Annotated in this window: 19 protein-coding genes and 1 riboswitch; of the genes, 2 read left to right on the top strand and 17 right to left on the bottom strand. The window is 46.7% G+C overall.

All coding sequences use genetic code 11. The features are described from left to right. Positions 1-20: 20 nt before the first annotated feature. The 5 genes from rsmA to ABD014_RS22400 all read right to left on the bottom strand — a co-directional run bounded on the left by rsmA (position 21) and on the right by ABD014_RS22400 (position 5,636). Entirely contained in the window at positions 21-911 is an 891-nt protein-coding gene (gene rsmA / locus ABD014_RS22380; protein WP_343865048.1) for a 16S rRNA (adenine(1518)-N(6)/adenine(1519)-N(6))-dimethyltransferase RsmA, read from the bottom strand. Next, a complete protein-coding gene (rnmV, locus tag ABD014_RS22385) occupies positions 911-1,462 on the bottom strand; it encodes a ribonuclease M5 (protein ID WP_126994378.1) in 552 nt (183 codons plus the stop codon). Before rnmV ends, rsmA begins: the two co-directional genes overlap by 1 nt. A gap of 216 nt (positions 1,463-1,678) precedes the next feature. After that, complete coding sequence (locus ABD014_RS22390) at positions 1,679-2,815, bottom strand: resuscitation-promoting factor (protein WP_343865051.1); 1,137 nt, start codon at positions 2,813-2,815, stop codon at positions 1,679-1,681. Between the two features lie 259 nt (positions 2,816-3,074). Next, positions 3,075-3,288, bottom strand: a riboswitch (cyclic di-AMP (ydaO/yuaA leader). A gap of 216 nt (positions 3,289-3,504) precedes the next feature. Further along, entirely contained in the window at positions 3,505-4,272 is a 768-nt protein-coding gene (locus ABD014_RS22395) for a TatD family hydrolase (protein WP_343865077.1), read from the bottom strand. Between the two features lie 74 nt (positions 4,273-4,346). Next, on the bottom strand, positions 4,347-5,636 hold the full coding sequence (locus ABD014_RS22400; RefSeq protein ID WP_343865053.1) for an HD domain-containing protein: 1,290 nt from the start codon (positions 5,634-5,636) through the stop codon (positions 4,347-4,349). Positions 5,637-5,982: 346 nt separating this feature from the next. Here ABD014_RS22400 and ABD014_RS22405 point away from each other — a divergent pair, with 346 nt between their 5' ends. Continuing rightward, positions 5,983-6,237 (top strand): AbrB/MazE/SpoVT family DNA-binding domain-containing protein, encoded by a 255-nt coding sequence (locus ABD014_RS22405; RefSeq protein ID WP_068778580.1) that lies wholly within the window; start codon positions 5,983-5,985, stop codon positions 6,235-6,237. 200 nt (positions 6,238-6,437) lie between these two features. On the opposite strand, the gene rsmI is transcribed toward ABD014_RS22405, so the two are convergent. The 10 genes from rsmI to ABD014_RS22455 all read right to left on the bottom strand — a co-directional run bounded on the left by rsmI (position 6,438) and on the right by ABD014_RS22455 (position 14,106). After that, positions 6,438-7,328, bottom strand: a complete 891-nt coding sequence (gene rsmI, locus ABD014_RS22410) for a 16S rRNA (cytidine(1402)-2'-O)-methyltransferase (protein WP_343865056.1) — start codon at positions 7,326-7,328, stop codon at positions 6,438-6,440. Then, positions 7,325-8,080: a tRNA1(Val) (adenine(37)-N6)-methyltransferase gene (locus ABD014_RS22415; protein ID WP_343865058.1), complete on the bottom strand. Its 756-nt coding sequence runs from the start codon at positions 8,078-8,080 to the stop codon at positions 7,325-7,327. Before ABD014_RS22415 ends, rsmI begins: the two co-directional genes overlap by 4 nt. Before the next feature lie 106 nt (positions 8,081-8,186). Next, the gene (locus ABD014_RS22420) at positions 8,187-8,552 is read right to left on the bottom strand and encodes an initiation-control protein YabA (RefSeq protein WP_343865060.1); all 366 of its coding nucleotides are present in this window, start codon (positions 8,550-8,552) and stop codon (positions 8,187-8,189) included. Between the two features lie 52 nt (positions 8,553-8,604). Continuing rightward, positions 8,605-9,405: a PSP1 domain-containing protein gene (locus ABD014_RS22425; protein ID WP_068778584.1), complete on the bottom strand. Its 801-nt coding sequence runs from the start codon at positions 9,403-9,405 to the stop codon at positions 8,605-8,607. 132 nt (positions 9,406-9,537) lie between these two features. Further along, positions 9,538-10,518 (bottom strand): DNA polymerase III subunit delta', encoded by a 981-nt coding sequence (gene holB, locus ABD014_RS22430; protein WP_343865063.1) that lies wholly within the window; start codon positions 10,516-10,518, stop codon positions 9,538-9,540. A gap of 17 nt (positions 10,519-10,535) precedes the next feature. Continuing rightward, entirely contained in the window at positions 10,536-10,979 is a 444-nt protein-coding gene (locus tag ABD014_RS22435; protein ID WP_127004200.1) for a YaaR family protein, read from the bottom strand. 74 nt (positions 10,980-11,053) lie between these two features. After that, positions 11,054-11,383, bottom strand: a complete 330-nt coding sequence (locus ABD014_RS22440) for a cyclic-di-AMP receptor (protein ID WP_126994363.1) — start codon at positions 11,381-11,383, stop codon at positions 11,054-11,056. A gap of 76 nt (positions 11,384-11,459) precedes the next feature. Then, positions 11,460-12,101, bottom strand: coding sequence for a dTMP kinase (gene tmk, locus ABD014_RS22445; protein ID WP_343865080.1), 642 nt, complete (start codon positions 12,099-12,101; stop codon positions 11,460-11,462). Positions 12,102-12,105: 4 nt separating this feature from the next. After that, complete coding sequence (locus ABD014_RS22450; protein WP_343865066.1) at positions 12,106-13,728, bottom strand: aminotransferase class I/II-fold pyridoxal phosphate-dependent enzyme; 1,623 nt, start codon at positions 13,726-13,728, stop codon at positions 12,106-12,108. Between the two features lie 192 nt (positions 13,729-13,920). After that, positions 13,921-14,106, bottom strand: coding sequence for a sigma factor G inhibitor Gin (locus ABD014_RS22455; RefSeq protein WP_126994359.1), 186 nt, complete (start codon positions 14,104-14,106; stop codon positions 13,921-13,923). Between the two features lie 218 nt (positions 14,107-14,324). Between ABD014_RS22455 and ABD014_RS22460 the strand changes: the two genes are divergently transcribed. Further along, the gene (locus tag ABD014_RS22460; protein ID WP_343865069.1) at positions 14,325-14,846 is read left to right on the top strand and encodes a hypothetical protein; all 522 of its coding nucleotides are present in this window, start codon (positions 14,325-14,327) and stop codon (positions 14,844-14,846) included. Positions 14,847-14,955: 109 nt separating this feature from the next. Here the strand turns inward: ABD014_RS22460 and ABD014_RS22465 are convergent, their stop codons facing one another. Continuing rightward, on the bottom strand, positions 14,956-15,381 hold the full coding sequence (locus tag ABD014_RS22465) for a hypothetical protein (RefSeq protein ID WP_343865071.1): 426 nt from the start codon (positions 15,379-15,381) through the stop codon (positions 14,956-14,958). Between the two features lie 189 nt (positions 15,382-15,570). Beyond that, entirely contained in the window at positions 15,571-16,740 is a 1,170-nt protein-coding gene (locus ABD014_RS22470) for a PdaC/SigV domain-containing protein (protein WP_343865073.1), read from the bottom strand. Between the last annotated feature and the right edge of the window lie 411 nt (positions 16,741-17,151).

Below are 17,151 nucleotides of genomic sequence, written 5' to 3' on the forward strand. Positions count from 1 at the left end.
GATAAAGGGATTGGTTACAGCTAAGCTTCGTTCAATCCGAATTGCGCTAGCACATTGCTCAGCTTGGCAAATTCAAGAAGATCCAGCGTCTCCGCCCGTCTTGACGGGGCGATGCTGGCCTCTTCCAGCAGAGCCTCCAGACGCTCCCTGCCCTCCTTCGGGAAGAAACGGCTCTTTAGATTGTTCGAGATCGTCTTGCGTCTCTGTGCAAAAGAAGCTTGTACCACCTCAAAGAAGAACGCTTCGTCCTCAACTTGAACCGGAGGCTGCTTGCGCACCTTAAGACGGATCACTGCGGACTCTACATTCGGCTGTGGGATAAACACGCTGTGAGGCACTGTACAGACCAGCTCAGGCTCGCTGTAATATTGCACTGCAATACTCAAGCTGCCGTATTCCTTCCCTCCTGGAGAAGCGGCCATTCGCTCAGCCACCTCCTTCTGAATCATGACTACGATGTTCTCCAAAGGCAGCTTCTCTTCCAGCAACTTCATCAGGATAGGTGTGGTAACATAGTAAGGCAGATTGGCCACTACGCTGACGCCACTCACATCGCTGAATTGCTGAGCGAACAACTCCTTCAGATCTAGCTTCAACACGTCGCCATGGACCACCTGCACATGAGGGAACGGCTCCAGCACCTCTCCAAGGATCGGCAACAGCCGTTGGTCGATCTCAACTGCGGTCACTTTGCTGGCTTCCTCAGCGAGCTTCTCAGTAAGCGCCCCGATACCAGGGCCGACCTCTAGCGCTCCCTTCGTCTTGTCCAGTCCAGCCGCTGCTACAATTTTGTTAAGAATATTTTGGTCAATCAGAAAGTTCTGACCCAGGCTCTTTTTAAACGAGAAGCCATGACGTTGGATAATCTCCTTCGTTCGGCGTGGAGTTGCTATATCTTCTCTTATCGTCATTAATGAATTACCCCTTCATCCTCCAATTGTGCCAGTGCAGCCGCGAACTCCTCCCGGCTGATCTTAAAGACCACTAGCCGCTTATACAGCTGTTTGCCATTGCAATAACCGATCCCGAGCAACTCGCCAAGCTTACGTCTTCTTGCAGCCGCCTGTGGGTGAATAATGAGCCCTGCATCGATTAAGTCTTCCCAATCGATTAGAGGGTCCATTCCCTCGGTCTCGCTGCGTACTCGGCTCAGAGCCTCTCGGATCGCCTCTGGCGACGCATTCTCGACACCGATATCTCCCCGCTTGGTCGCATCGGCCTCCCGCAGGAAGGCGTGCTTGCAGCCTGGCACACGCTGAGCAACGATCTTGCGAATCCTCTCTCCGGCATGATCCGGATCTGTAAATATAATAACCCCGCGTCGCTCTTGGGCAAGCGCTATTTTGCGCAGTGTTCTCTCATTGATGGCTGAACCGCCCGTCTCAATCGTATCGGCCTCTACGGCACGCTTAATCGCCACAGTATCGTCCCGGCCTTCCACCACAATGATCTCTTTGATCATATACGGTCTTCCCTTCCATATAGCGGTTGTTCCTCTTATAAACATATCCCTGAAAATTATACGCTTTAATAAGCAAAACAAAAAGAAGAGGATATACTCCTCTTCTTATCCACTGTCTTATTCATCATCCTAATAGAGGTTGCTCAAAAAGTCCACTTTTTGAACCCCCACTAGTAATTATCCTATTTCGGTATATCCATTCAACTCTGCAGCGAACTAGTTGAGCTCCGGCTTGGTCGGGCCGATGACATAAACTGTCCGTCCCTTCTTGCGGCCGAATTGATTTGCTGTTTTGAGCGAATCGAAATATACGTCCATTTTGTTGCCTTTAATAGCGCCGCCGGTATCTTCCGCTTTGCGGAATCCGAGGCCCTCAATGTACACCCACCAGCCTAACGGAACGACATTCTTATCGACAGCGATCGTTCTTCCCTCTTTAACCCGGGTTCCTGTAGCTGTCTTCGTGCCAATTCCATCCTCTTCTGCAGAGTAGGCAGTCAAGGTTACGTTCTTGAGTACTTTTTTATATTTGAACGAGACTCCGCCCTTCTTAGTCAATCCGCTGATGCTCACCTGATCCGAGGAGCGGGAAATGCTAGCGGACATCACAGCAGTCTTCGGCTTCGTGCCTACGGCAATGACCTTAGGAGTGGCCTTCTTAACGACCTCTTTGCCAAGCCAACGCTTCGACACGAATTTGCCATCCTCATACACCTTCTCAACATTGTGCACGACTAGGCCCTGGCTGCCTTCCTGTACGACCTTGGTTTCACCCTTCAGCAGTTGATCATCACTTGTCTTGACGACATTGAATGGTACGGTCTCTTGTTGTTGAATATTATGTTTCTTAACACGAACGATATTAATAACCATGTTCGCTGAAATGGTCTGATTCAAGTCTGGAGAAACTTTGTCCTCCTGATTCACATCTACGCCTAGTTCCTGAATAGCATCCTCTACTTTGGACTTCGTGGTGAAGGTCAGCTTATGAGTGCCATCCACGCTGATGCTGACGGGAACGGCCCGAACAATCTCAATCCGGTCCCCATCTTCTATTGCGCTCGACAACGATTTGGAAACTTCATCGCCCGGCTGCAATATGATGGATTGTTCATCGAGCACTTTGTTGACCAAGGAATGTCTGGTTGTGATTGACTCTGTCTTTCCATCGACAACTAAATATATTTTTTTACTGTTCTGTGTGTAGAACCAAATCAGGATGATGGTGATTACTGCAATGGCCAGAACTCCAACAAGCAAAACCTGACGCAGATGTTCTTGCTTCCATCGCATTGCGTAAGACATGCTGGATGAGCGTGATTCATGGGTATCCTGGTTACGGAAAAATCCCATATCTTCCGTCCTCCTTACATAGTCCCGCCGTCTAGATCGACATATCATGCAATTGACGTGACTACAGATCGATTTTACGAAATGCCATAAAGCGCACTTCGCATTCCTGTCCCAGTCCTCTCGGCATTAGCCACCCCCTGTAAACAACAGTATGATGACCCTACTAAGTTTATTCAAAACAAAAGAAGCCTAAAGAAAGAGTTAGAGGAACTCTGTTCGTGGCTTCCTGAATAATCAATGATGTGTAGATGCACGAGTTGTTGCCTCTCTGGATACGCCTACGAGGTTAGCTGTCGGGTTAGGACGTAGAGAGTCGCCCTTTCTCAGTTCATTCGCTCATGGCGCAATGACCTCGAATTCACCCCATAGACCCTTACAAAGAAATCCTTCACGACATGATCATTCATAATCTCATGAATTGCCGTGATCGGTTCCCCCGTTCTCCATACTCGGAGATTCAGCGAGACTGGTTATGGAACTTCGGTAATCTTTGGCAAAATAAAGTTTGTGAGAATCGCCAAATCGATTACTGAAGAAATTCTATCTTGTTTCGATACATGTTGTAAAGGACGAATCAACAACGTTTATTTTAATAATTGGTTAAAAAAATGTAATAAACAGAGTTTTAATTGTTAAAATGCATTAATCTTTCTCGTTTACTCATTTTTTCATCACTTTTTCTCAATAATTCAGCGAATACCAAATCGTTCCATTGCATTCTTGGTCGTTAGGCTGGATAATTCTTCCAAAGAAATCCCTTTTAATTCCGCTGCCGCCTCGGCGACTAGACGAACGTAACCCGACTCATTTCTCTTCCCACGATATGGGTGTGGAGTTAAATATGGGGAGTCCGTCTCGATCAATAATCGGTCCATTGGAACCTTCGCGATGACCTCCTTCGGCTGCTTGGCATTTTTGAACGTAATCGGCCCGCCAAATGACAAATGAAATCCCATATTTAGACACATTTTGGCAATTTCCCAGCTACCTGAGAAGGAATGCATAACACCGCCAACTTCATTTGCCTTCTCTTCCTGCAAAATTCGCACAATATCCTCATGTGCATCGCGATTATGAATCGAAATCGGCATCCCTAGACTCCTAGCAAGTCCGATCTGATCGCGCAGAACCTTATGCTGCACATCTTTGGGTGACGTATCCCAATAATAATCCAGCCCGATCTCACCAATCGCAACGACCTTCTCATGCTTGCACAATTCGGCAATCCAATCGAGGTCCCCATCCTGCATCGTAATCGCATCTTGTGGATGCCAGCCTACGGCCGCATAGATAAAGTCATATTGCTCCGCCAATTTCATCGTCGTCGGAATCGTCTCCCGATTAAAGCCAATGTTGATCATCCGCGTAACTCCCTGTTCCAGAGCCCGCTGAATGACCTCCTCACGATCCTCGTCGAACTGCGGAGCATCCAAATGGGTATGTGTATCAATAAGCATCAATGTAAATTGCGCCTCCCAGTTAGTAAATTTGTTAGTTATTGTTGACTCCATTCTGGCATAATTCGAGAATTTTAATGCTGGTCTACGAATATCTCAGCAATCTCATGCGGCAATTCGTCAATAATTGTACGAACTTTATCATCTGGAAAATACAAATGGAATTTCCCGCGTTGCAGACCACTGATCGATCTGACAATATCTGATACTTCAGAAATTTCACGCAAGCGTTCTTGACGGTCCAGAAGCAAGATCTGCTTCTCTCGCCCCTCCCCATCCGGACGAAACACATCATACGGCAGATCCGTTGGAAAATCAATTTCCAAATCGTATTCCGGATTAAGCCCTGCCTTATCAAAAGCAGCTCTAATCTCTTCAATCGTCTCCATATCCAAAGAGTCCATCTCTACATATTTATACAGCTTACGATCGATGAACCGGGAGCATAGTTCTCCAAGCAGCTCATCTGTCTCCTTCCTCCACTGCATGAAGGCCGTCTGAATCAACGCTTCATCTAATTGAAGATAGTCCTGTACCGTCATGGTGCGATTAAATAATGAAGGCAATGGTTCCGGCAGGAACTTGAAGCGATGGCCTTGCTCATATAGCTCCTTCGCTCTTTTGAAAATCTGCCTTAAAATGATCTCTGAGCTCCGTGTAACCGGATGGAAATAAATCTGCCAGTACATCTGATACCTGGACATTAAATAATCTTCCACCGCATGCATACCCGAATCCTTGACGACAATTCTTCCTTTATAGGGTCTAAGCATCCGTAGAATCCGGTCCATATCTATCGTTCCATAATTAACGCCGGTAAAATAAGCATCTCGCAGCAAATAGTCCATACGATCGGCATCCAGTGGGCTGGAGACAAGATTAACAACTATAGGTTGTTCATAATCCTTGCGGATCACCGCCGCTACTTTATCAGGGAAATCATCCCCCATCCGGCGCAGCACCGATCTGACCTCTGTATCACCGAGCAGAATACGGCATGTCCAATCCTCATGATGCATCTGGAAGGCCTGCTCTACAGAATGAGAGAATGGACCATGGCCCAAATCATGCAATAATGCAGCACATAAAGCTACCATTCCCTCTTCCCGAGGCCAGTCCGCATAATTGGCACGCTCAAATTGAGAAATAATTCGCCGGGTAATTTCATAGACTCCTAAAGAATGGGAGAATCGACTGTGCTCAGCACCATGGAATGTTAAATAAGAAGTTCCAAGCTGACGGATCCGGCGCAAACGCTGAAATTCCGAAGTATTAATGAGCGACCAAATAATTTCATCCTGCACATGAACATAATTGTGAACTGGATCCTTGAACACTTTCTCTTCCCGAAGCTGACGATACATGTAAATCCCTCCTTAACCGTAATTTGAAAAAAAACTTTGTAAGGCGATTTGACGAAAGTTTAGCTAATGTCGACAGGTTTTGTCGAATTTTGTCTAAAGTTGTTGAATATACACTTTCCAAATTGTCGAATCATAGAATAACCTGTTTTAAGCGGAAAAGCGCCTATCTAACAGTAATTTAAGGATGAATTATGCTTTTTCAACCAAAAAAATAGAAATAAAAATGAACTCTACCATAAATAGGTTGACTATTCTGGCAATGGTTGGTATCATAATTATCATAAAAGATAGAAGTTTGTCGAATAATGACACTTTTAAACTATAGCGAGAGGGGCTACTATCAGTTATGATGAAATCAACAGGTATTGTTAGAAAAGTAGATGAATTGGGACGTGTCGTGATCCCGATCGAATTGCGCCGTACACTTGGAATCGGTGAGAAAGACGCTCTTGAAATTTACGTTGACGGAGAACGGATCATGCTTAAGAAATACGAGCCTGCTTGTATCTTCTGTGGCAATGCCGAGAACGTAACTTACTTCAAGGGAAAAATTGTTTGCCATGAATGTTTGAGCGAATTGCCTACCCCTGTGACAAATTAATAAAAATAGTATATAATAGATTTACTGAATATGTTAATTCTAACCTTTTTCATATCTCCTTGGCGCCTTCCAGGCTTGAACCCGGCCTACGAAGGCCCCTTTTTTGACCCGTAAATACAATTTATGGGTTTTTAGCTATTTACAGTAAATTATAAAAAGGGGCCTTCACGCTTTTAATACCTGTTCAAAAAAGTCCTCTTTTACAGCAGCATATTATAAATATCCCGTTTTGAGACTCCCCGATCGGCAGCAGCCTTCTTCATCGCTTCTTTTCTCGGCAGCTTTTCCTGTTCTTCATAATGTGCGACATGATCCTCCACCGAGAGCGCTTGCCACCATGCATCTCTCCGCTCCTTCACCTCTTCAGGATGAGCCCCAGAGACAACGATACAATATTCGCCAATCGGCGGATGCTCCTGCAGCCATTCCAAGCATTCGCTTAATGTCCCCCGTACCATCTCTTCATAGCGCTTCGTCAGCTCGCGAGCCAGAACGACATGTCTATTCCCCCAGGCCTCCAGCAACGCCTCAAGCGATTTCACCAATCGATGTGGAGATTCATACAACAGCAATGTTCCTTGTTCATCGAGCAGTGAGCTTAATAGCTTGTCTCTATCTTTATTGTCTCGCGGTAAGAAGCCAAGGAAGGTGAATCTCTCTGTAGGTAGACCTGACACGATCAGAGCTGACAGAGCCGCGTTTGCCCCGGGAACCGGAATTACGGAAATACCCGCTTCCAGCGCTAGCTTAACCAGATCACTGCCTGGGTCAGAAATGGCCGGCAGACCGGCGTCACTAACCAGCGCCAAATTTTTTCCTTCTATTATAAAGCGTATCAATTCTGGGCCACTGGCTGCCTTATTATGCTCATGATAGCTCAGCAGTTTGCCGGGCGATATTTCGAAATGACTTAACAGCTTGCGCGTCTGTCTCGTATCCTCTGCAGCGATGATATCTGCCTCCTGCAGGGTTCGCACAGCACGATAAGTCATATCCTCCAGGTTGCCGATCGGCGTAGCGACGAGGAATAACTTCCCCGGGCTACTATTCTCCGGATTATCTTCAAAACTTCTCTGTATGCTTATACTCATGCCTTCTCCTCTTTTGATCCGTAATAGATATCCATAACTTCCTGACAGTATTCCCCGTTCTCCTGATATACGATCAGCGGAGGCAATATTTTGACGTCCGGCTTCCCATCCCGATGCGCCTCGACCAGTACCATATTGGCCTCTGATCCAGCCCGGGGGTGAACAAATCGGATCACCTTGGGCTCCATCCGGTACTTCCTTAACATCGTTATGATATCTCCAAGCCGCTGCGGTCTGTGAACCATCGATATTTTGCCCCCGGGCTTGACCAGTCGCATCGCCGCTTGCGCCACATCCTCCAGCGTGCAATGAATCTCATGCCGAGCGATGCTCTGATGCTCACTTAGCTTCAGATCCCCACCTGTTAGCGGCATATAGGGTGGATTAACCGTTATGGCATCATATATGCCATTCCCGCCTTCCTTAGCTAGATCGCGCAGATCCCCCTCAATAATGTTAATCCGCTCTGTCAAGCCGTTCATCTCCACGCTGCGCCGAGCCATATCGGCAAGTCGGGGTTGAATCTCGATACCTTCAATTTGCGCATTCGTCCGGGTTGATAGCAGAATCGGTATTACACCGTTACCGCTGCATAAGTCCAATATTCGACCGTATTTCGGAATATTTGCAAATCTCGCTAGAAGTACTGCATCCATTGAGAAGCTGAACACCTGCTCGCTCTGAATGATCGACAGATCATGGGTAAGCAGATCATCCACCCGCTCTGTCTCGTAAATTTCCACATTTCTCATGAATCGCGCTCGTCCATTTCTGCTAATTATTTGTTATATCCTTTATAAGGATTGCATTTCCCACTGGAATCTAAAAAAAACCGTAGGAAGTTCTCCCTACGGCTTGTTATTTATTCAAAAAAGACAGGCAGAACAGGCAATCGCCCTCTGTACGTAAATGTCCGTAATATACATTGCAGATATGAAAACCTTCGTGATATAACCGCGCCAGGTTATCATAACCTTCTCCCACGATATCGGTATTCTCCTTATGCTCCAGCTGCGTTTGTTCCTGCTTCCCTTCGGAAGATACCAGTTCTACCTCATTTTCCTGCTTCAGAACTTTACGCATCTTCTCATTCTCAAGCCTGAGCTGCTGGTTCTCCTCCATCAGCTTCTTCACCTCGAGCATAAGCGTGCCAAAATCGCCGTGTACTTTAGCTATTTGTTTTTCCAGCGCTTGCATATACGCGAAAATATCTTTATTCTCCAAGTTCCCACCCCAGAGTCATTCTCAATTATATTGAAAATTATGATATTCTTGACTATTTAACAACTACGTCGTCTAACGAAAGCTCCTTGACCTTGTTGATCTCGAACAATTGCACATGCACTGTCCGTGAACCGGCATTAATTCCAACGACTTTGCCTTCTCCCAGAGAAGTAATGACTTGCTTGCCAACCGTCGGCATTTCTTCCTTCACACTCTCGTAGTTATCATGCTCAAATTTGAGGCAACACATTAATCTGCCGCATAAACCGGAGATCTTGGTTGGGTTGAGCGATAAGCTCTGGTCTTTAGCCATCTTGATCGAGACAGGCTCGAAATCGCCGAGCCAAGAGGAACAGCAGAGTATCCGACCGCAAGGGCCGATCCCGCCTAGCATCTTCGCCTCATCTCTGACACCGATCTGTCTCAGCTCGATCCGGGTGCGGAAAATACTGGCCAAATCCTTCACCAGTTCTCTAAAATCTACCCGTCCCTCTGCCGTGAAATAGAAAATAATTTTGTTGCGGTCAAACGTAAATTCGACATCGACCAGCTTCATTTTCAAATCATGGTCTTTGATTTTATTTAAACATGTGGCAAAAGCATTCTTCGCCGCAAGCTTATTCTCTTCAACAATGTCGGCATCAGCATCGCCCGCAATCCGGATCACCTTCTTGAGCGGAAGAACAACGTCCGCCTCCTCAACCACCTTCTTGCCAACTACAACCTTGCCGTATTCGATCCCTCGCGCCGTCTCGACAATGACGCTCTGATCTCTCTCAACGGGAAAATCAAGCGGATCGAAATAGTATATTTTACCCGCTTTCTTGAAGCGGACACCTACTACAGTATACAAAAACTTACCCCCTTGTATAGCGATAAAAACCTGGAGAACCTCGTGTAAGAGGCTGCCACTTGTAATCAAACCCCTGCTTACCACGGGAGAAAAGTTTATCTATCTGTCAGACACGATACGTACTGCCGCCGACTAATTACGCCTGTCTACACCAATAAGAAATTGTTCAAGACAGAGCTGGGCATTCATATTTTGTCGCAGTTTTTTCTTACTTTCCGCCACGAGTTCCATCGCATGAATCCACTGCTCTTCAGCACGTGAGAAGGCATGCTTCGTTATAAAATCCAGCTCGTCTACGAAAACGATTCGGTCATGTCTATGATAGAGCGCATGAATCATGTCCTTGAACCATATATGGAAAAGGCTGAACAGGATGTCCAAATGTTCGCCTAGTCCGGCTTTGAATACGTTCTGCTGCGCTGTAATTAATAGAGATCCGCCACGGCCAGCGGTTTCCTTCCCTAATTGTAACACTACGTTTCTAATTTCTGCAAACCAATTCTGATCAAGTAAATCCCGGCAGGACTTCACTCCTGCTGCCAATTGTACAGCACATCTACACAGATTTACAGTATATCCTTCTCCGGTTAAAATTTGCATCATACGGTCCGGATCCAGCGGCATGAAGGACACCCACTGAGCTCGGGACTGAATCGTCGGCAGAAGAGCTCGTCCATTATCAGACAGTAGAATGGCTACAGCCGGAGATGGTGGCTCTTCAAGAAATTTCAGCAGACTGTTAGCGGCCTGAACAGTCATCTTATCGGCTTCATCAATAATGTACACCTTCGGATTGCCCGTCTCCGAGCGATATGAAAAGATCCGCTGTAGGTCGCGGATTTGTTCAATCTTGATACTCGCTCCCTCTGGAGCGATATAATGTAGATCAGGGTGATTGCCATGCTGTACCTTGCGGCATTCCAGACATTCACCACAAGCGTCGTCCCCGCCCTTAGTACAGAACAGAGCCTGAGCGAACGCCATAGCTACTTCTTTCTGTCCGCTTCCCGGCGGACCACTGAAAATATATGCATGGGATATTTGTTTGCGGCGGAGACTGCTCTGCAACTGCTGCTTGGCAGCCTCCTGCCCGATAATATCTGTAAAAGCCATAACTCCTCTTACCTCTTCTAAAAGCATAAATTTATGAGCATACCGCGAATTTCACCGATTTTCTGTAAAAGCTCAATCTTCCCCTGCTCCGACTCGAGCAGTTCATCAGCCATCTGCAGCAATGTAGCATCGATCTCATCCAGCAGCTTGTAACGCTTCCCACGGCCGCGTCGATCCCAGCCTCGGGAATCTTTGATGCCTACACCACGTCGAACGGTGTCTTCAAGGAAGCCCTTAACCATAAGACGGTAAGCCTTCAGCTCCCGTACCGTCATCGAACGCGCCAAGCGGTCGCCCTGCAGCTGGATCTCCTTAAATTTACGATTCAATTCATCCTTGCTGGCTTGTTCACCATGCTTATGCATCACATCGGCGAAGCTCTTGGCCTGAGTCGGCTTAGCCGCATTATCGCTTACGCCCAGGCGGCTGTTCAACGGCCTGAACCCCGGATCAATCTTCAAAGCTGTCACCTGCCTATCCATCTATGATTGTTATGATTCTATCATACTAAGCAGATATATGGTTAACATTATGTTTAGAAATGTTCAAATCGATCAACCGGCAATACGAATACCGTTGCCCCACCGACTTGCACTTCAACTGGCAACGGCAGATAGGAATCCGTTGTTCCGCTCATAGGAGTTACTGGAGTTACTAGCTGCTCACGTACTTTACAACTATTGCGTATGACATCCAATACGGATTCTACCTGATTATCATCGACCCCGATCATGAATGTCGTGTTGCCTGCGCGCAGAAACCCACCGGTACTGGCCAGCTTCGTTGCTCGAAAGTTCTCCTTAACAAGTGCGCTGGACAATTTATTGCTGTCTTTATCCTGGATAATCGCAACAATTAATTTCATTTGCAGTCCCTCCTCATATTTTTGTGAACCAGAACATCCAAATTTATATAAGGCAGTATTGGTTCAGGCTATCCTACTATTTTGACAAAGAACGCTTAAATTCCTCTATGGCTCTAAGAAGTTGGCTTTTGATCAATTCTGCAATCTCCTGTTTCGAACCGGAGGCATCGATCACTTGAATCCGATCCGGGTACATAGAGAGTACTCTTTGATACCCTTCGCGGACCTGCTGATGAAATGCCAACTCCTCCAGATCAAGACGATTCACTTCACGTCCTTGATTGGACTCGATTCGTGCCAGTCCTTGCTCTGGCTCAATATCCATATAGAAAGTAATGTCCGGCATGCGTCCATTCGTAGCGAACAGATTAATTGACAATACTTCTTCAATGCCTAGACCGCGGGCATACCCCTGATAGGCCAGGCTGCTGTCAATGAATCGGTCACATAATACGAAGTTGCCTTCGGAAAGGGCCGGCTCGACCCTCTCGGCTAAGTGCTGACGCCTTGCGGCAGCATAGAGCAGCGCTTCTGTACGCGGATCCATCGTCGTATGCTGCGGATTAAGTATGACTGCTCGAATCTTCTCAGCAATCTCAATACCGCCAGGCTCACGGGTCTTGATATAAGGAATCCCCTGCTCTTCAAGCACCGCCGCCATTTCTTCAATCACCGTCGTCTTGCCCGATCCTTCACCGCCTTCCAATGTAATAAACATTCCTCTATCTTTCGCTTTCACGATGTTCCCGCCTTTGTTCTGTACTTTGATATACGTTGATCATACGCAGAGAAGAATCCTCTATGCCTTGGCATTTTGCCTTGGAGCGCCTGAGCTGGAGCAACGCGGTCTTTATTTCAATCGTAATCCATTCGCCCGGATACAGGATAGGAATCCCTGGAGGATATGGGATAACCATCTCCGCCGCCTGGCGCCCAGCGCTCTCCTCGATCGGAATTCTCTCGATCAGTGCTGTTGCTACTGGCTGAAGACTGAACAACACGGGAGTCGACACGTTCGCTGCCATTGGCATGGTCTGACTGCTATTTTTCGCTTGTAATTGTGGTTGTGATGCGGCTGGTGTATCTAATATGTTCCACGTGGAAATATTAGCCTCAGATGGGTTCAGCTCTGCTGAACAGGCCTGCTGTGCTCCCGTTGTTAAGCCGCTTCCTGCTGCAGCGATTTCCTGAAGAGCGGCAAGTAGACGATCCACATCTTGCTGTGAAGTACCCACACTCAGAGCAAGGACAACATATCGTTCATCGCTCATCTCCGGAATACAGCCACACGCCTCCAATGCCTCTTGCAGAGCATAGCCGTTAAGCTCTCCTGCTGCATCATACAACACCACTTTGAACGGGTCTTGTATAGAGTATGCACCGCTGTCTCCGCTTGCGCCTAGTTCAACAAGACCGAAGCGTTTCATGGCCCTGATCTCATTACGCATTTGCGAGGCTAAATCTAGCGCCTGCGCGAACAGCTTCTCCCCGCTGGCCTGAAGTAGACAGCGGCTTAGATCCAGCGAAGCCATGATCGGATAAGAAGGGCTGGAGCTCTGCACCATCGCGAGCCGCAGCCGGATTAGGCTGCGGTCGAGCAGACCGCCCTGCACATGCAGCATTGCGCCCATCGTCATGGCGGTCAGCATTTTGTGCGTGGACTGCACCACGCCGTCCGCTCCCTGCGCGAGAGCGCTGGGCGGCAGCTGCCGGTGCAGCCCGAAGTGCGCGCCGTGCGCTTCATCCACGAGCAGCGGTACGCCGCTGTCGTGGCATAGCTGCGCTAACGGCTGCAGCTTGGTCCCCATCCCGTAGTAGTTCGGGTGCGTAACGAGCAGCCCCTTGGCGCCGGGATACCGGCTCAGGGCCTCAAGCACCGTCTCCACGGACGGGATGGTGGCCAGACCACTCGCCGCGTCAATCTGCGGCGAGAGGAACACGGCGTTCGCGCCAGCAAGCATTAATCCGTGAATCACGGATTTGTGGACGTTGCGCTGAACGAGCAGCACATCGCCTGGAGCGGTACACACGCTCAGGATCAAGGACAGGTTGCCGACCGTACTGCCGCCAACCAGGAAGAACGTCTCCGCGGCGCCGAAATACTCCGCCGCAAGCTGCTGCGCCTCCAATATTACTCCCTCGGGATGATGCAGATCATCCGTTCCTGTAATTTCCGTCGCATCGATTTCCATGACTCTTGCCAGAGCCATCTCCTCATTAATATCCCATATATCCGAATAGGCTTGTCCGTCCTTATGGCCTGGTACATGGAAGGAAGCATCCTTCCGCTTCCGGTAATGAACCAGCGCTTCATACAACGGGGCCCGTGGCTTGTGCTCCGACATCGCTTAATCTATTCCTTCCTGTTACGTTTGCTCTTGCTGTTCTTTTGCTCCATTTTACCGCTTAATCGCCTGACAGGGCAACATAAAAGGACCCGTCATCATTCAGATCAGGTCCTCTTTAAGTACTCTTTAGGCAGTAGTCCGGCATCAATCTTCTATTTATAATGTAATTTAAGGATATATAAGGAGTAACTAGGCATTTCTCTGCATCCAAATTTGCTTCATTTGATGAATAAAGAAATGATATTTCTCTTCCTGCACATCCGTATGGACCATCTCTGATTCACAAGCATCACATATAAATTCTGATACGATATGAATGCCATCTTTCTTGGTCTCTCCGCAGATGATACACGTACTTCCGGTAAGCTCATTCATATGCGATCCCACCTTGTTTGTTTTACTACCAGTATGATACATATTCTATTATTTTAAACCCTTTCATAGTTAGATTCCTACTTTATATATATGCGGAAGCCCTAATAACTGTGTTTGTACGTAAGCAAATCTTAATTATTTCTGCTTTCATCCGATATATTAATCAGGGATTTACATTTTTTTAGTTCTATTGACAAAAAGGAGGGTCGTCCACACTCATGCCCGCGGAGTCCGGAAGCGCAACCTTTTATAATTACAAGCTTCTCAGAAGAATTACAATCCCCAAAGCCCTGATCGGCGGTTTATCTACGCTTCCCTTCATTTGGCTATTGGCTGAAATAGTATTCATCACATGGACAAGTATATTCACTTTCTTGCTGGCGTTATTTATCGTCTTGTGGATCCAATTCGTTATTACTCGCTCTGTCCTTATTATCATAAGCCATTCTTATAAGAAACGCTGGCATTTCAAAATGCGTCTGCCGTGGATCGGATATCTACCGGAGCAATTCGTCAGTTATTCAACATTCCGCCGCACCCAGCATTATGCAACCTGGATTGGAAGCTGTATCATCGCTATTCTCATTCCGTGGTCGCCTGTTTCCTTTATCATGGCCTTATTGTTCTGGCATTTCTGGTTCATGGCCCCAAGGCTGATCATTCTGCTCCGCTTCCGAAAGCAGCCCCGTGACGGAATCATTAAGCTGACTCCGCAGGACGCTTCCTACTACATGCCTTAACCTAGATCATTAGTTCCAACCAAATGAAAAAGCCTGTCACCCACGATATACCGGGGGACAGGCTACTTTTAAGCATAACTACGAAATTTCACTACTGATTATTCCTTGATTAAGAACCGCTATCTAAGCCTTGAACGACAGCCCTACTTTCTCTCTTGGGAACGAGTACTGTAAAGCTATTATTATAAATAGTAAGCTGCACGGTTAATTTGTCTTTCTCGTAGACGGTTGTTGTCCCCTTACTTTCCTCTGCCTTCTCCGTCCAGCCCCACTCCTTGATAATCTTCTGATAGGCCTCCGGTACACCGCTATCCTCATTCAGGCCAGATAAGGAATAATGGGCATAGTCCATCTTCGAGTTATTCGGCGCAGTCTCCACCCGATTGGCCTCCTTCGGAACCGGGAAACTCTTCTCCACGGATGCTCCGACGAAGGTCGTCCAGGAAGGCTTAGAGGAACCGCAACCAGTTATGACAAACAGCATTAGGATCGTTCCCAACAGATAGAAGGAATATCTTACTCTCTTTTGCCACATCAAATATTCCTCCCTACCCAGAATTATTTACAATGATTCTTTCTTCACCCGGATCATTCATGAAGTAGGTTCAATTTCCTGAGTAATAAGGCACCAATATAATTATAACGATAGTCCTATATTTGTCGGTAACAAAAAGGTTACATTAGTTATTTTAAGATTATTGTTATATTTACTCTATTCTATTCCTTAAATGACCAAATAAGCTGTTTTTTTAGGGAATATCGCCTTTAATGGGAACGGAAATTCAGGAAACCCTGCTGCATACGGCGTATAATCATAGACTTGGAAAAAGACTTTTAAAGCCTCTTCCCCTTGCTGCAGGTAGAAGTCCGGCTGACTCCCCAGCGCAACGAAGCCTCCAAAATAATCTGGCAGCTTTAGAAAATCCGCCTTAATTTGTTCATTCAGTGGGCTTAGATCATGCTCACCCGGTCCGAGTAAGTCTTCCAGGGACATCTGACTCCCATCGCTTAGAGAGAACGTGTAGGCCTTTCGATAAGGCATCCCATGGGCGCCTCCGGTATAGACGTGCTGCTGCGTCAGCAAGCTGAGAATACCATCTTTATTATACGTAACGATGAAACTGCTGGAATATTGATAGTCGATGCTAATCTTATTCTGACCTTGGCTCTGACTATCCTCACTTCTCTCCCGCAAACTCTTCTCTATTTCTTCTCTGAACCGATCCACATCGCTTCTTAGAATCTCATTGATTGCTTGCTCTATCTTATCATTATCGATTCCCGTCACTTCAGGATACTTCAGATGGATCGAAGCCTGATCTCCCTCTTGATCAAAAGTCTTAACATTTATTCCCAACGCATTCTCCTTGACGCTCAGCACGTTAAGCTTCTTGGCAGCTAGGCTCCAGTCTCCCTGGTATCCCAAGTAATTCTTCACAACTTGAAAAGGGATATACAAATGCCCGTCTATGATACAGCCGCTGTCCTTAAGATAGAAGCCATTCATATCAACCGATTCCCCATATTCAGATACCGCAATGTTCAACTGCCGATATCCTTGCCCTACGGAATAAGTACGAGTCTCCTTGTTGTAACTTAAAGGCAGACCAAGTCCATCCCGCAGAAAAGTAATAGGTACCCAGGTCTTCCCCTTGATCCATAACCCTTCATGTCCGGTAATGACCCCGTTTGCCTTCAATACAATCTTTGTATAAGTCGTATTCGTGTTCTGATTTTCTATGTTAGTTGAACTATGATTAGCTTGAGCTGGCTGAGCACTGTCTACCAATCCCTCATCAGCCGCATAGCCTATCCCCTGCATCAGCAAAATACCTCCCAATATAACGCCGGCTGCCAAGGCCATAGCTCCTCTTCTCATTCGCAATCCAAACATTTGGTTCTTCTCTCCCTTGAATAAAATAGATCTCTGTCTATATCTAACATAGCTATTGTATTCAATTTTTGTACGAAATGGATGACAAAGCCCATTACATTTCTTTAGCACTTTTGACCAAAAATTTGCAGTTTATTAACCTGTTATTGAGTATCCTCACCGCTTTCTTTATGAAATATAGTAAATATTGCCTTAGTACAGAAGATATTAAACCAAACAAAACTTTGCAAATGCAAGGATACATATCATACCCCGGCCCTACTTAGGAACGTTACATGTAATTCTCCGTCCTACCTATTATTAAAATCCAAGGACCTTTATCCTAATTACGAATTTAGCGATTAAATAAAAAAACCACCACCGATTAACGGCAGTGGTTCTTATCGCTTGGCGGCTTCCTACTCTCCCAGG

Source organism: Paenibacillus motobuensis (assembly GCF_039521865.1).
Taxonomy (GTDB): Bacteria; Bacillota; Bacilli; order Paenibacillales; family Paenibacillaceae; genus Fontibacillus; species Fontibacillus motobuensis.